The sequence below is a fragment of the Microbacterium sp. NPDC087665 genome, assembly GCF_044743285.1.
In the GTDB taxonomy this organism is placed as follows: Bacteria; Actinomycetota; Actinomycetes; order Actinomycetales; family Microbacteriaceae; genus Microbacterium.
Genome location: NZ_JBIUWD010000001.1, coordinates 1 through 13846 on the forward strand (window position 1 = coordinate 1; position 13846 = coordinate 13846).

Sequence of the window (13846 nt, forward strand, 5' to 3'; positions counted from 1 at the left end):
GAGACCTTCGTGTGATCGAACAGGAACCTAGACAGCTCCCACTCGACACCGAAGGTCTCTCCTACGTCAACAACGATCCGGGTCAGTACAGCTAGCGCAGCACGAGCGCCGCGGCACCGATGAGCGGCCCCTCGTCACCGAGCCCTGAGCGCACGACGCGCGCGCGGCGGGAGTACTCGTGCGCCGCGCTCGCGGTGAGCGCCTGCTGCACGAGGTCGATGTAGTCGGCCGACACCCGCGAGAAGCCGCCGCCGATCGCGACCATGTCGAGGTCGACGAGGGTCGCGGCATCCGCCAGCGCCTCGCCGACGGCCTTCGCCGAACGCTCGATCGCGGCGCGCGCGATGGTGTCGCCGGCCGCGGCATCCTTCGCCAGGTCTTCGCCGGTCGCTCCGGTCCACCCCTGCTGCTGCGCCCAGGCCGCACTCGCCGGGCCGGAGGCGATCTCCTCGAGCGTGAGCCCACCCTCGCGGCGCACCTGCCCGAGGTGGCCGGCGTTGCCGGAGGCGCCCGGGATGTACGCCCCGTTCACGACGAAACCGCCGCCGACGCCGGTCGAGACGACGATCGACAGCGAGGCCCGGGCATCCTGCGTCGCACCGAGCCAGGCTTCGGCGAGCGCGAGCGCTCCGCCGTCGTGGCCGAGGATGGTCGGGAGGTCGCGCCCGAGAACCGCGGATGCTTCGCGCCGTACTGCCTCGGCGAGGCCGTAGCCGCGCGCCGAGGGCATGTTGACCGGCACGATCGTGCCGGTCGGGCGGTCGACGGGTCCGGCGCTGCCCGCTCCGGCGCCGACGAGCTCGGCTCCGGCGGGGAGGGCGGCCAGCGCGTGCTGCACGATCGCGGCGACCGCGGCGTCGAGCGAGGCGGGGGTGGCCTCGCGGCCGGTCGCCTGGCGGCTGCGGCTGCCGTCGACGAGAGAGCCGTCCTCGGAGACGAGCGCGGCCTCCATCTTCGTGCCGCCGACGTCGACGGCGAGGGCGTAGCGGGTCACTGCGGGTCGAGTCCGAGGTCGTCGAGGTCGAAGGCGGCGAGCCAGGCGAGACCCTCGGCTTCGATGGCGGCCTGCGCGCCGGTCTTGCGGTCGACGATCACGGCGACGGCGACGACCTCGGCGCCCTCGCGGCGCAGCACTTCGACGGCCTTGAGCGCCGACTGCCCGGTGGTCGAGGTGTCTTCGAGCACGACGACGCGCTTGCCCGCGACATCCGCGCCCTCGATCTGACGGCCGCGGCCGTGGTCCTTGGGCTCCTTGCGCACGACGAAAGCGTCGAGCGGGCGGTCGGTCGCGACCGAGGCGTGCAGCACCGAATTCGCGATCGGGTCGGCCCCGAGGGTGAGGCCGCCGACCGAGACGACATCGAGGTCGCCGATCAGGTCGAGCATGATGCGGCCGATCGCGGGGGCGGCCCGATGATCGAGCGTGAGCTTGCGCATGTCGACGTAGTACGTCGCCTTCTTGCCACTGGAGAGAGTGAAGTCGCCATGGAACACCGCCTCGTCCTTGATGAGGTCGAGGAGGTTCTGGCGGTCTGCGTCGAGTGCGGTCACGGCATTCAGTGTAGAAGGTTCGCGCTATGACTGCGCTGTCACATGTCGAACGGATGCTCCGGCCGACGCTGTCCGACCCCGCAACTAGGCTGGACGCATGCGCTTGGCCACCTGGAACGTCAACTCCATCCGCACCCGTGTCACCCGCACCGTCGAATTCGCCGTGCGCGAAGACATCGACGTGCTGGCGATGCAAGAGATCAAGTGCAAGCCCGAGCAATTCCCCTACGAGAAGTTCGAAGAGGCCGGCTACCAGGTCGAGGTGCACGGCCTCAACCAGTGGAACGGCGTCGCGATCGCCAGCCGCCTGCCCATGAGCGACGTGCGCACCGGGTTCGACGGCATGCCCGGGTTCGCCAAGGGCCACGAGGGTCCGGATGCTCCGCTCGAGGCCCGCGCGCTCGGCGTGATGGTCGACGGGGTGCGCGTCTGGAGCCTGTACGTGCCCAACGGCCGCTCGCTCGAAGACCCGCACTACACCTACAAGCTGCACTGGCTCGAAGCGCTCAAGAACTCCACCGCCGCCGAGCTCGCCGCGAATCCCGACCTGCCGCTCGCGCTCGTCGGCGACTTCAACATCATCCCCTTCGACGGCGACAACGGAGACCCCGACATCGTCGAGGGCGTCTCCACCCACGTCTCCCCCGCCGAACGCGCCGCCTTCTTCGCGATGGCCGACGCCGGACTCACCGACGTCGTGCGCCCGCTGATCCCCGAAGGGTTCACCTACTGGGACTACCAGCGACTCAAGTTCCCCCGCAACGAGGGCGTGCGCATCGACTTCATCCTCGGATCCCGCACGTTCGCCGACGCGGTGACCGCAGCATCCATCCACCGCGAGGAGCGCAAGGGCGAACAGCCCAGCGACCACGTGCCCGTCGTCGCCGAGCTCGACTTCGGCGGGGCCGAAGACGACGACGACCTGCCCATGATCTTCTCGTGACGCTGCACCCGTGAGCGTTCAGCTGATCGCGACCGACCTCGACGGCACACTTCTCGACTCGTCATCGTCGGTGACGCCGCGCACCCGTGCGGCCCTCGACGCGGCGCGGGCGCGCGGCTGCCGCGTCATCCCGGTGACGGCGCGGCAGCCGATCGGCCTGCGCGCGATCGCCGGCGACGCCGACTTCCGCGACTGGGCAGTGTGCAGCAACGGCGCCTATGCCACGCACCTCACCGACGGGCGGATGCTGTTCGCCGAAGAGCTTCCCGCGGCCACGATCCGCACGCTGGCCGAGGCACTGCGGGCGAGCATCCCGGGCCTGCTGTTCGCGAGCGTGCGCGAGGGCGGCGAGACGTTCGTCGCACAGCAGGGATACGCCGAGATCGCCGACCTCGCCGATCACAAACGCGACCCGAAGACCATGGGCGGAGTGCCGCTCGACCAGGTGCTCGCCGCCCCCAGCCTGAAGTTCGTGATCCGGCATCCGGAGCTCGCACCGACCGTGCTGTTCGACGCCCTGCGGTCGCTGGGCCTCTCGGGCTTCGAAGCGACCCTGTCGGGTGCCCCATTCGTCGAGATCATGGCCCAGGGCGTCACGAAGGCCACCGGTCTCGCGCGCCTCTGCGGGCACCTCGGCATCGATCGCGCCCACGTCGTGGCCTTCGGCGACGCCCTCAACGACGTCGAGATGCTGCGCTGGGCCGGTCACGGCGTCGCGATGGCCGGCGCCGACGACATCGTGCGGGATGCCGCCGACGAGGTAACGCTGTCGAACGATGAAGACGGGGTCGCGCGGGTGATCGAGAGAGTCGTCGCGGGCGGTTAGATCGCGGGCCGGCTTGGCGTGGGGTGGGGGGCTGGGCGTGGGGTGGTGCATCGGGTCGCCGAGTCACGCATCGGTTGTCGGGCCATCTGTCGGCTCGCCGGGTCACGCATTGGTTGCCGGGTCATCCGTCGGGTTGCCGAGTCACGCATCGGGTTGCCGGGTCACGCATCGGGTCGTCCGACGGTCCGAGGGCCATTTACCGTGCCGCCTAGGCCAGCCATCGGGTCGCCGAATCATCCATCGGGTCGCCGGTCAGTGCATCGAGTCGCACGCATCGAGAAGGCGCCCACCGCCGGCCCGCGATCTGCGTGTCGTGGCGCGCGGCCCCCAGGGGGGGGTAATCGGTCAGGTCACCGGCCGGTGCATCGTCGCCGACGACTAGAAGGTGCCCACCGCCGGCTCGCGATCCGTGCGGCCGTAACGCAGCAGCGTCACACCGTTGTCGTCGGCGACCGGCGGCGCGAGTAGGCGGAGCACCGTCGGGAATGCCCCATCATCGAAGACCTTCTTTCCGGCACCGAGCAGGATCGGATACACCCACAGATTCAGCTCGTCGAACAGGCCCTCAGCGAGCAGGGAATGCACGAAGTCGAGGCTCCCGATCACGTGCACCTCGCGATGCGCCGCGCGCATGTCGGCGATCTCGGCCTCGAGGTCGGCCCCGATGCGCGAACTGCCCTCCCAGTCGAGAACGATGCCGGTATCCCGCGACGCCACGTACTTCGGAACCCTGTTGAAGAGCCGACCGATCGGTCCTTCCTCACCCTCGGTGTGATGAGGCCAGTACCCGGCGAAGATGTCGTACGTGCGCCGCCCGAGCAGCAGCGCGTCCAGCCCGCGCATGCCCTTCTCGATCTCGGGCCCGACACCCTCACTGGGATAACCGGCCTGCCAGCCGCTGAAGCGGAACCCGCCGGAGGTGTCTTCGTCGGTGCCGCCCGGGCCCTGCGCGACCCCATCGAGTGTCATGAACAGATCGATCAGGATGCGACCGCGGCCGTCGTCAGACATGGCTAACTCTCCTTCGCCTGCGCACCGAGATGCGCGTCGGGGCCCTGCTCGGCAGCCGCCTCACTCATATAGAGGAAGCCGAGCGAGTTGCCGTCGGGGTCGTCGAGGTCACGCGAGTACATGAATCCGTGGTCCTGTGCGGGCTTGGGCTCCGAGCCGCCCGCGGCGAGCCCCCGGGCGAGGATGGCGTCGACATCATCGCGCGAGTCACGGCTGAACGAGACCGACACCTGCGCTTCGATGAGCGGATCGATGATCTTCTTTTCGGTGAAGGTCGCGAAGTACGCCCTCGTGAGCACCATGAAGAACACGTCGTCGCTCCACACGATGCACGCGGCATTCTCGTCGCTGAAAAGCGGATTGATCTCGCAACCCAGCGCCGTGTAGAAAGCCTTGCTGCGCTCGAGATCGGCGGTGGGCAGGTTGACGAAGACCTTGGTCATGGGGCTCCTTCGATGGTGTGCGCCCCGACACGTGCCGACTCGCTGCAGCGATCCTCGCAAAGTGCCGATGCGCCGTCAACGGGTTCTCCCCCGAGTTCTCCCCCGGTTCTTTCTTGCGATTCTTCGGGGTTTCGCTTCGGGGTTTCTTCGGGGTGTTTTCAGGGTGTCGAGTTGTCCACAGGACAGGGCGAGTATCGAACCTATGTTCTAATATGGACATCATGACGAACTCCTCCCTGACCCCGCTGACCGAGGCGGTCACTCGCCTGGAACGCGCATGGGCGGGGTCCGATCACGCGTCCGATCTGACCCGCGGCCAGTTGCTTCATGCGAGTGAAGCGATCGGCGTGCTCCAGCGATGCCTCGATGCGGTCCACGCCGATGTCGCGGCAGCGATCGCGCACGAATCACGCGCCGAACTGGGGGCAACGGGCCTTGCGAAGCAGCAGGGCTTCCGCACTCCGGCCGCGATGATCGCATCGACGGTAGGCGGATCGGCGGGTGACGCCGCGCGGCTGGTGAAGGTCGGCGAGGCGACGGCGCCGCGCACGAATCTCGTCGGCGAGCCTGTTGCCGCGAGATACCCGGCGCTGCAGAGCGCCCTCCGCGAAGGAAGACTGGGGGCAGGCGCGGCAGCCCTGATCGTCGCCGTCCTCGATCGGCTACGGGTGCAGGCGAAGGTACGAGCCGGTGACATCGCCGAGATCGAGCGACAGATGGTCGCGCGCTCCCGCGGCCTCGCGCTCGACGAGGTAGGGCGCCTCGTGACTCTTGCGCGCGACCGGCTCGATCCCATCGGAGTGGGCCGACGCGAAGACGAGGCACGCGCTCAGCGCGCGCTGACCATGTTCGAGCGCGACGGCATGCTGCATCTGAATCTGCAGACCGACATCGCCTCCGGCGCGCCGATCAGAGCGGCCGTCCAGGCGTATGTGACGGCGACCTTCCAGGCGCGCGCGACGGCACCGGCTCCCGAGGCGGCGGACGCCGACCACCGCACGGTCGCGATGATCCAGGCCGATGCTCTCACCGCGATCTGCGGGCACGCGACCGGGTGCGACAACGGCGGTATGCCGCTGACGGGCGCGACCGTCGTCGTGCGCGTGAACCTCGACGACCTGCGGGACGGCACCGGTGGCGCCGTGATCGACGGCAGCGATCAGGCCGTGAGCATCGGTGCATGCCGCCGCCTCGCCGCCGGCGGCGGCGTGATCCCCGCGGTGCTCGGCGCACACAGCGAGATCCTCGACTGGGGTCGGGAGAAACGTCTCTTCACCCGGGCGCAGCGTCTGGCACTGGTCGAGCGAGATGGCGGATGCGCGATGTGCGGCCTGCCACCGCAGATGACGAAGGCCCACCACATTCGGTGGTGGAGCCGCGACGCGGGGCCCACCGATCTCGACAACGGCGTGCTGCTCTGCGAGAGCTGTCATCACCGCATCCACGACAACGGCTGGGAGATCCGTATCTCCCGAACAGGCATACGTTCGCGGGTCTGGTTCGTGCCGCCGCCGAACGTCGACGCCGCACGCACACCCCGGCTGGGCGGGAGGGCGCGCTATGACACCGCGGCATGAAGACGCGGCGGGCGAGTCGACGCTGTGCGCGCGACCCACCGGTGCGCTGACGACCGTCGTCCCCCCTGCGGGGGATGCCGTGGAGGCACCCTCCCCCTACGGTGGAGAGATGTCCGTCGAGTTCATCCGCACGCCGACTGCCCGCGAGCGCCGCAGCGACACGCTGCTCGCCGCCGTGCTGTTCGTCGGCGCGATCCTCAGCTCCGTGCTCTCGTCGATCTCTCAGATCTACGGCGACCAACAGGCCGAGATGTGGACCGCGCTCGTCTACGCCGTCGTCGTGACCGTCCCGCTCGCGTTCCGGCGTCGCTGGCCAGGAGCCGTCGCGATCATCGTGTCGGCGGCCTACTTCGCGGCTGTCACGATCCGGATCCCCGAGATCTACGTGGGCAACATCGCGATGTTCATCGGTATCTACACCGTCGGTGCGTGGATGAACAACCGTCGCGCCGCCGTGCTCGTGCGGGTCGGAATCATCGTCGGCATGTTCGGGTGGCTCCTCATCTCGATGTACCGCGACGCGATCAGCGAAGCAGACAAGGCCGATGTCGTCGCGGGAGCCATGTCGCCCTACGTCGCGTTCATGCTCATTCAGATCCTGCTCAACATGCTCTACTTCGGCGGGGCCTACTACTTCGGTGAGCGCTCATGGCTCGCCGCCTCCGAGAAGTCCGTGCTCGAACAGCGCACGACCGAGCTCGAACGCGAACGCGAGGTCACCGCGGCGCAGGCTGTGGCCCTCGATCGCGTGCGCATCGCTCGCGAGCTGCACGATGTCGTGGCGCACCACGTCTCGGTGATGGGGGTGCAGGCCGGAGCGGCGCGGCTCGTGATCGATCACGACACGACGCAGGCGAAACACATCTTGACGGGTATCGAGTCCTCCGCGCGTGATGCGATCGGCGAACTCCGCCAACTGCTCGAGACCCTCCGCACTCCGGGCGGCGACACGACCGAGTCGGCATCGACGCTCGGCCTCGACGACGTTCCGGCGCTCGTCGAAGCATCGACCGAGGCGGGGCTTCCCACGACCTACACCGTGATCGGCGAGCCTGTCGACGTGCCGTCAGTGGTGGCCGTCAACCTTTACCGCATCACGCAGGAGTCGCTCACCAACGCTCGCCGTCACGCGGGTATCGGCGCCACCGCCGACGTGCGGGTGCGATACGACGACCACGGCGTCGAGGTCGAGATCGTCAACACCGGGCGCACCGTCGGACACCTTCGACCGGGCCTCGGGCAACTCGGCATGCGCGAACGCGCCGCGGCCTCCGGTGGCACGATCGAAGTGACGCCTCGACCGCTCGGTGGCCTGCGGGTCCGCGCCCGCGTGCCGCTGTCGAAGACACGCCCCGTTGGCGCGGCAAGAACACCGTCGTCGACAAGTCCCACAGATGCACCGGCAACACCGTCGTCGACACCACCCGCAGACGCAGCAAGGACCCCGGTGAGGAACCCCGAATGACCGACTCCCCGATCCGCGTGCTCCTCGTCGACGACCATGCCATGCTCCGCGCCGGGTTCCGCACGATCCTCGAGACTCAGGCCGACATCACGGTCGTCGGAGAAGCGGCGACCGGAGCAGACGCCGTCGCCCAGGCCTCAGCCCTTCTCCCCGACGTCATCACGATGGACGTGCAGATGCCCGACATGGACGGCATCGAAGCCACCCGGCGCATCGTCGCCGACCCCCGCGTCAGCTCAGCGATCGCCATCGTCACGACCTTCGACCGCGACGACTACCTCTACACGGCGCTCGACGCCGGCGCGAGCGGGTTCCTACTCAAGAACGCGGCGGCGGAAGACCTGATCGCCGCGGTCCGTGCACTCGCCGCCGGCGACGGGATGCTCGCGCCCGAGGTCACGCGCCGCGTCATGGCCCGGTTCGCGTCAGAGCGGGCAGGGACGGATACCGGTGGCCGAGGCACGGCATCCGCGCCTGCTCCCGCTGCAGCATCCGTGCCGGTCGCCACCGTGCTGGCCGAGCCGCTCACCGACCGCGAAGCGGAAGTGCTGACCCTTTTGGCCGATGCCCGCAGCAACGCCGAGATCGCGGCCGCACTGTTCATCGGCGAGGCGACCGTGAAGACTCACGTCTCGCGCATTCTGCAGAAGCTCGGCGCGCGCGATCGCGTGCAGGCTGTGGTGCTCGCCCACCGCCTCGGGCTCGCCTGAAGGCTAGTCCCAGGGGAGGAATTCGACCGTGACCTCTTCGCCGTCGACCGTGTACTTGCCGACGAGAGCGGTCGAGGAACGACTCGTGCCGTCTGACGACCACGTGCCATCCGCAGCGGGGTACGAGAAGACCACGGAGACCATGAATTGGCGACCATCCACGAACGACAGGTCGTGCGGTGCCTGAACGACCGCCGTGGCTGATGGGTCCTGGTGCCTGATGAAGATTGGGCAGGCGGCATCCGTCGAAGTTCCGGGTTCGACGCAGGCGTCGGCCCGGACCTTGGCCGCATCCAGCAGGGCCGTGCTCAGCTCCTCGGTTGGCTCTACCCAGAGGCCCGCCACCGCCGGCGAGATGGCCACCAGCTCGCCGGGCTTGATCGTGAAGTAGGGGCCCAGGTCGGGTCCGGTCACGTCATAGACAGCGGGATACACCTGCACCCCAGCCGTCCGGGAACGCGAAGAGTCTTCGGTGAGATCAATTTCGGTCCCAGCGAGGTCGACCTGCTCTACGTCGAAAGAACCGCCGTCCGCCACGACCACGTCCGCGTCGACCGTCAGCGGCGAGGAGTCTGCGTGCCACCCCGGCTGCAGCAACCAGAAGGCACTCGCATCTCGGGTCACCGTGAACGTATGGGTGAAGGTCTGCGAGGCGAGGCGCATCGTCGCCTCCACGTCCGCGGTGTTGCCCTCACGCTCGGTCGTCGAGACAGACACCACCTCGATGCGCTCGGTGGCGGCGCCGAGGACATCATCGGTCAGGTAGGTCGTATCGATGTCGGACTCTGCGGGGTCGATGATCTGCGCGGCGGCAGACGCATCGCCGTCGGCGATCGCCGCGAGGTACGAACTCACCACCTCCGACGGATCGCTGGAGTTCGATACCAGCACTGCCGCGGTCAGATAGCCACCAACGGCGAGCGCGACCGCGCCCACCATGATCCACACGCGTCGCTCACGGCGTGCCGTAGACATCGTCGGCGAACTGCCCGTCGTAGAAGCTTTCGTCATTGGTCCGATCCCTGTCGCTCAGGTACTCATCGGCCCTTCCCCACACGCAGTATTGCATTCCCGGAGCGATAGCCTCGGATCCATGTCCGTCGACACGTCCGCTGCATCCGCCGCCCCGCTGTCGCGCCCGATTCTGGCGGGCGTCGTCACCGCACTGGTCGGGTTCACCAGCTCGTTCGCGGTCGTCCTCACGGGCCTCCATGCCGTCGGCGCATCCTCCGCGCAGGCCGCCAGCGGACTCCTCGCCGTCAGCATCACGATGGGGCTCTCCTGCGTCATCCTCGCGTGGCGATACCGGATGCCCATCACCGTCGCGTGGTCGACGCCCGGGGCCGCGCTCCTCGCCGCGACCGGCTCCGTCGACGGAGGCTGGCCCGCCGCGGTCGGCGCGTTCCTCGTCACCGCCGCACTCATCCTGCTCACGGCGCTCTGGCCCGCGCTCGGCAGCCTCATCGCACGCATCCCTCCGTCGATCGCGCAGGCGATGCTCGCAGGAGTGCTCCTCCCCCTCTGCCTCGCCCCGATCACCGGCCTCGTCGCCAACCCCTGGGGCGTCCTCCCCGTCGTGCTGACCTGGCTGATCGTCGCCCGACTCGCCCCGCGCTGGGCCGTGCCGCTGGCGTTCGTCGCCGCGGCGATCGTCGTGGCCGCCTCACTCATCCGCGCAGGCGCGCCCGTCGACCCCGGCATCCTCCTCCCCCACATCGAACTCACCGCGCCGACGTTCACCCTCGGCGCACTCGTCGGCCTCGCCCTCCCCCTCTTCATCGTGACGATGGCCTCGCAGAACGTGCCGGGCGTCGCGATCATGCGCAGCTTCGGCTACGAAGTGCCCTGGCGACCCGCCATGCTCGTCACCGGCATCGGCACCGCCCTCGGCGCACCAGCCGGAGGCCACGCCATCAACCTCGCCGCGATCAGCGCCGCCCTCGCCGCAGCACCCGACGCCGACCCCGACCCGAAGCGCCGCTGGGTCGCCGGCGTCTCCACCGGCGCCTCCTACCTGGTGCTCGCCATCTTCTCGGCCGCGTTCGCCGCGCTCGTGCTGCTCGCACCGACCGCCGTCATCCCCGCCGTCGCCGGACTCGCCCTCTTCGCCGCCTTCGGCTCGGCCGTGCAACAGGCGATCGACGACCCCGGCGAGCGCCTGCCCGCCGTCGTCACCTTCCTCGTCGCCGCGTCCGGCATCGCCGTGATCGGCGTCAGCGCCGCATTCTGGGCCCTCGTCGCCGGACTCGTCGTGCGCACCGTGCTGCACACCCGCCGCTGACACGAACCTCAGGACTCCCCGAGGAACGACCGCACGATCAGCATCCACCACGACGCCCAGCATCCCGACCAGCGCCGATCCGGATGCCGAGCGTCACCCGCGTGCAGATCGTCACCGCCCTCCACCCGGGTCATCCGCACGGCGGACAACGGCGGACAACAATGAACAGCCGACTATCCCCCGCACGGGGGATGCCCCGCCCCACCCGCGTTCCCTAACGTGGAGGCATGACCACAGGAAAGCTCGAACTCCACGGCATCACCAAGAGCTACGGCTCGCGGCGCGTGCTCGACGATGTCTCCTTCGACGTCGTCCCCGGCCGGCTCACCGGCTTCGTGGGCGGCAACGGTGCGGGTAAGACGACGACCATGCGGATCGTCCTCGGACTCCTCTCCTCCGACGCGGGAACCGTGAACCTCAACGGCGCCCCGATCACCACCGAAGACCGCCGCAGCTTCGGGTACATGCCCGAAGAGCGCGGCCTGTACCCGAAGATGAAGGTGCTCGAGCAGATCGTGTACCTCGCCCGCCTGCACGGCTTCAGCAAGCCGGATGCCACGACCCGCGCCACCGCGCTTCTCAGTGAGCTCGGGCTCGAAGAGCGCCTGAACGACACGATCGAATCGCTGTCGCTCGGCAACCAGCAGCGTGCGCAGATCGCCGCGGCCCTCGTGCACGACCCCGAGGTGCTGATCCTCGACGAGCCGTTCTCGGGCCTCGACCCTCTCGCCGTCGATGTCGTCGCCTCGACGCTGCAGGCGACCGCGGCCAAGGGCGCGTCGATCCTGTTCTCGTCGCACCAGCTCGACGTCGTCGAACGCCTCTGCGACGACCTCGTCATCCTCGCCAACGGCACCATCCGCGCGGCAGGCTCGCGTGACGGCCTGCGGGCCCAGCACGCCGGAAGCCGCTACGAACTCGTCTCGGCGGGCGATGCCGGATGGCTGCGCACCGAACCGGGCGTCACGGTCGTCGACTTCGAGGGCGGCTACGCCCTCTTCGACGCCGACGGTCCCGAGACGGCACAGCGCGTGCTCCGCGCGGCCGTCGACCGCGGCGATGTCGCCAGCTTCGCGCCCAAGCATCCGTCTCTCGCTCAGATCTTCAAGGAGGTCATCCAGTGAACGCTTCGACAGGCTCAGCGACCGCACCCCGGGGCGGCACGCCCATCCGCAGCTCCAGCGGCATCTGGCTCGTCGCCGAGCGCGAGATCGGATCGAAGCTGCGCAGCAAGGCGTTCGTGATCTCGACCGTCGTGCTCATGCTGATCGCCCTCGCCGGCATCCTGATCGGCGGTTTCGCCAGCAAGAACACCGACGCGACGCCGATCGCCGCGACGTCGCAGACGGCATCCGCCGTGTCGGCCCTGCCCGATGTGAAGGTCACCGAGGTCGCCGACGCCGATGCCGCCGAGGCGCTCGTGCGCGACGGCAAGGTCGATGCGGCCGTCGTGCCGGGTGATGGAGCGACCGGCTTCACGGTCATCGCGCTGAAAGACGCACCGAGCTCGATCGTCGCGGGCCTCTCTCAGGCGCCGACCGTCGAGATCCTCGAACCCGCGACCACCAACCCGCTGCTGCGATACTTCATCGCGCTCGGCTTCGGCATCGTGTTCCTCATGGCCGCGTCGACCTTCGGCGGCACGATCGCGCAGAGCGTGGTCGAAGAGAAGCAGACCCGTGTGGTCGAGCTGCTGCTGTCGGCGATCCCGGCGCGCACGCTGCTCGCCGGCAAGGTCATCGGCAACACGATCCTCGCGATGGCGCAGATCGTCGGTCTGGCCGCGATCGCGACGATAGGACTGATCGTCACCGGGCAGAACGAGGTGCTGTCGGTGCTCGGCGCCCCGATCATCTGGTTCGCGGTGTTCTTCCTGTTCGGCTTCGTGCTGCTGGCCTCGATGTTCGCGGCGGCCGCTTCGATGGTGTCGCGTCAGGAAGACATCGGCGCGACGACCACTCCGATCACGATGCTGATCATGGCGCCGTACATCCTCGTCATCGTCTTCAACGACAACCCGCTGGTGCTCACGATCATGTCGTACGTGCCGTTCTCGGCGCCGGTCGGGATGCCGATGCGCCTGTTCGTCGGCGAGGCGCAGTGGTGGGAGCCGCTGCTGTCGCTGGTGATCCTGCTCGTGAGTTGCGTGGTCGCGATCGCGATCGGCGCGAAGATCTACGAGAACTCGCTGCTGCGCATGGGCTCGCGCGTGAAGCTCGGCGAGGCGCTGCGCGGCTGACACGCGCACGCACGCGCAGAACCCCCGGAGGCGGATGCTCGCCACCGGGGGTTCTGTCATGACACGACGCCACGACACGACGCACAGCGAAACCATCGGGAACACGGGAATATGCATGCGCGCACATGCGTTTTCACCCCCTGTACGCGGACGACGGAGTCCGACCGGCTCTTCCGTCTGAAAGGCACCACCGTGAGCACTCCCACCATCGATCGCACCGCTCCCACCGAACACCCCGTCCTCGACGTGCTCGCAGCGCGCTGGAGCCCGCGTGCCTACGACGCGCAGAACGCGATCGATGAGACCAAGCTCGCCGTCTCGCTCGAGGCCGCCCGCTGGGCGCCCTCGGCCAACAACTCGCAGCCCTGGCGCTTCATCGTCGCGCGCCGCGGCACCGCCCTGCACGCGCAGATCGTCGACTCGCTCATGGGCTTCAACCAGGCATGGGCCGTCAACGCGGCCGTGCTCGTCGTCGCCGTCGCCGAGACCACCACCGAAGAGGGCGCACCGATCACCCACGCGCTCTACGACCTCGGCCAGGCCGTCGCCCACTTCTCGGTGCAGGCGCACCACGAGGGTCTGCTCGTGCACCAGATGAGCGGCTTCGACCCCGAGGTCGTGCGCGAGTTCGCCGACCTCGACCCGCGCTTCTCCGCCGTCACGGTCTTCGCCGTCGGCGAGTTCGGTGACGTCGAGACCCTGCCCGAGGTTCTGCAGCAGCGCGAGACCGCGCCCCGCGTGCGCCGCCCGATCGCCGAGACGGTCATCCTCAGCGCCTGAGCTGAGGCATCCGCTTCGAC

The 13846-nt window shown here is 68.9% G+C and carries 15 protein-coding genes; 9 read left to right on the forward strand and 6 right to left on the reverse strand.

The features are described 5' to 3' along the window. Positions 1–91 precede the first annotated feature (91 nt). A complete protein-coding gene (locus tag ACIOSY_RS00005) occupies positions 92–994 on the reverse strand; it encodes an ROK family protein (RefSeq protein WP_400847033.1) in 903 nt (300 codons plus the stop codon). Continuing rightward, entirely contained in the window at positions 991–1551 is a 561-nt protein-coding gene (gene pyrE, locus ACIOSY_RS00010; RefSeq protein WP_400847036.1) for an orotate phosphoribosyltransferase, read from the reverse strand. The genes ACIOSY_RS00005 and pyrE overlap by 4 nt, the downstream gene beginning before the upstream one ends. A 97-nt stretch (positions 1552–1648) precedes the next feature. On the opposite strand from pyrE, the gene ACIOSY_RS00015 reads away from it, so the two are divergent. Further along, a complete protein-coding gene (locus ACIOSY_RS00015; RefSeq protein ID WP_400847039.1) occupies positions 1649–2494 on the forward strand; it encodes an exodeoxyribonuclease III in 846 nt (281 codons plus the stop codon). 10 nt (positions 2495–2504) lie between these two features. Then, complete coding sequence (locus ACIOSY_RS00020) at positions 2505–3320, forward strand: Cof-type HAD-IIB family hydrolase (RefSeq protein ID WP_400847042.1); 816 nt, start codon at positions 2505–2507, stop codon at positions 3318–3320. A gap of 378 nt (positions 3321–3698) precedes the next feature. Here ACIOSY_RS00020 and ACIOSY_RS00025 read toward each other — a convergent pair whose 3' ends face one another. Both ACIOSY_RS00025 and ACIOSY_RS00030 read right to left on the reverse strand, forming a co-directional pair. Next, on the reverse strand, positions 3699–4331 hold the full coding sequence (locus ACIOSY_RS00025) for a dihydrofolate reductase family protein (RefSeq protein WP_400847045.1): 633 nt from the start codon (positions 4329–4331) through the stop codon (positions 3699–3701). A gap of 2 nt (positions 4332–4333) precedes the next feature. Further along, the gene (locus ACIOSY_RS00030) at positions 4334–4774 is read right to left on the reverse strand and encodes a VOC family protein (RefSeq protein WP_400847047.1); all 441 of its coding nucleotides are present in this window, start codon (positions 4772–4774) and stop codon (positions 4334–4336) included. 221 nt (positions 4775–4995) lie between these two features. Between ACIOSY_RS00030 and ACIOSY_RS00035 the strand changes: the two genes are divergently transcribed. Genes ACIOSY_RS00035 through ACIOSY_RS00045 form a run of 3 tightly spaced genes read left to right on the forward strand, consistent with a single transcriptional unit; the run spans position 4996 to position 8526 of the window. Further along, complete coding sequence (locus tag ACIOSY_RS00035) at positions 4996–6351, forward strand: DUF222 domain-containing protein (RefSeq protein WP_400847050.1); 1356 nt, start codon at positions 4996–4998, stop codon at positions 6349–6351. Continuing rightward, complete coding sequence (locus ACIOSY_RS00040; RefSeq protein ID WP_400847053.1) at positions 6335–7816, forward strand: sensor histidine kinase; 1482 nt, start codon at positions 6335–6337, stop codon at positions 7814–7816. The genes ACIOSY_RS00035 and ACIOSY_RS00040 overlap by 17 nt, the downstream gene beginning before the upstream one ends. Beyond that, a complete protein-coding gene (locus ACIOSY_RS00045) occupies positions 7813–8526 on the forward strand; it encodes a response regulator (protein ID WP_400847056.1) in 714 nt (237 codons plus the stop codon). The genes ACIOSY_RS00040 and ACIOSY_RS00045 overlap by 4 nt, the downstream gene beginning before the upstream one ends. A 3-nt stretch (positions 8527–8529) precedes the next feature. Here the strand turns inward: ACIOSY_RS00045 and ACIOSY_RS00050 are convergent, their stop codons facing one another. Further along, the gene (locus ACIOSY_RS00050) at positions 8530–9537 is read right to left on the reverse strand and encodes a hypothetical protein (protein WP_400847059.1); all 1008 of its coding nucleotides are present in this window, start codon (positions 9535–9537) and stop codon (positions 8530–8532) included. Between the two features lie 82 nt (positions 9538–9619). Between ACIOSY_RS00050 and ACIOSY_RS00055 the strand changes: the two genes are divergently transcribed. Next, a complete protein-coding gene (locus ACIOSY_RS00055) occupies positions 9620–10807 on the forward strand; it encodes a benzoate/H(+) symporter BenE family transporter (protein ID WP_400847063.1) in 1188 nt (395 codons plus the stop codon). 8 nt (positions 10808–10815) lie between these two features. On the opposite strand, the gene ACIOSY_RS00060 is transcribed toward ACIOSY_RS00055, so the two are convergent. Further along, on the reverse strand, positions 10816–10941 hold the full coding sequence (locus ACIOSY_RS00060; RefSeq protein WP_400847066.1) for a hypothetical protein: 126 nt from the start codon (positions 10939–10941) through the stop codon (positions 10816–10818). 93 nt (positions 10942–11034) lie between these two features. Here ACIOSY_RS00060 and ACIOSY_RS00065 point away from each other — a divergent pair, with 93 nt between their 5' ends. The 3 genes from ACIOSY_RS00065 to ACIOSY_RS00075 all read left to right on the forward strand — a co-directional run bounded on the left by ACIOSY_RS00065 (position 11035) and on the right by ACIOSY_RS00075 (position 13826). Continuing rightward, positions 11035–11931, forward strand: coding sequence for an ABC transporter ATP-binding protein (locus ACIOSY_RS00065; RefSeq protein ID WP_400847069.1), 897 nt, complete (start codon positions 11035–11037; stop codon positions 11929–11931). Continuing rightward, entirely contained in the window at positions 11928–13046 is a 1119-nt protein-coding gene (locus ACIOSY_RS00070) for an ABC transporter permease (RefSeq protein ID WP_400847072.1), read from the forward strand. Before ACIOSY_RS00065 ends, ACIOSY_RS00070 begins: the two co-directional genes overlap by 4 nt. A 192-nt stretch (positions 13047–13238) precedes the next feature. Further along, positions 13239–13826, forward strand: a complete 588-nt coding sequence (locus ACIOSY_RS00075) for a nitroreductase family protein (RefSeq protein ID WP_400847075.1) — start codon at positions 13239–13241, stop codon at positions 13824–13826. Positions 13827–13846 lie beyond the last annotated feature (20 nt).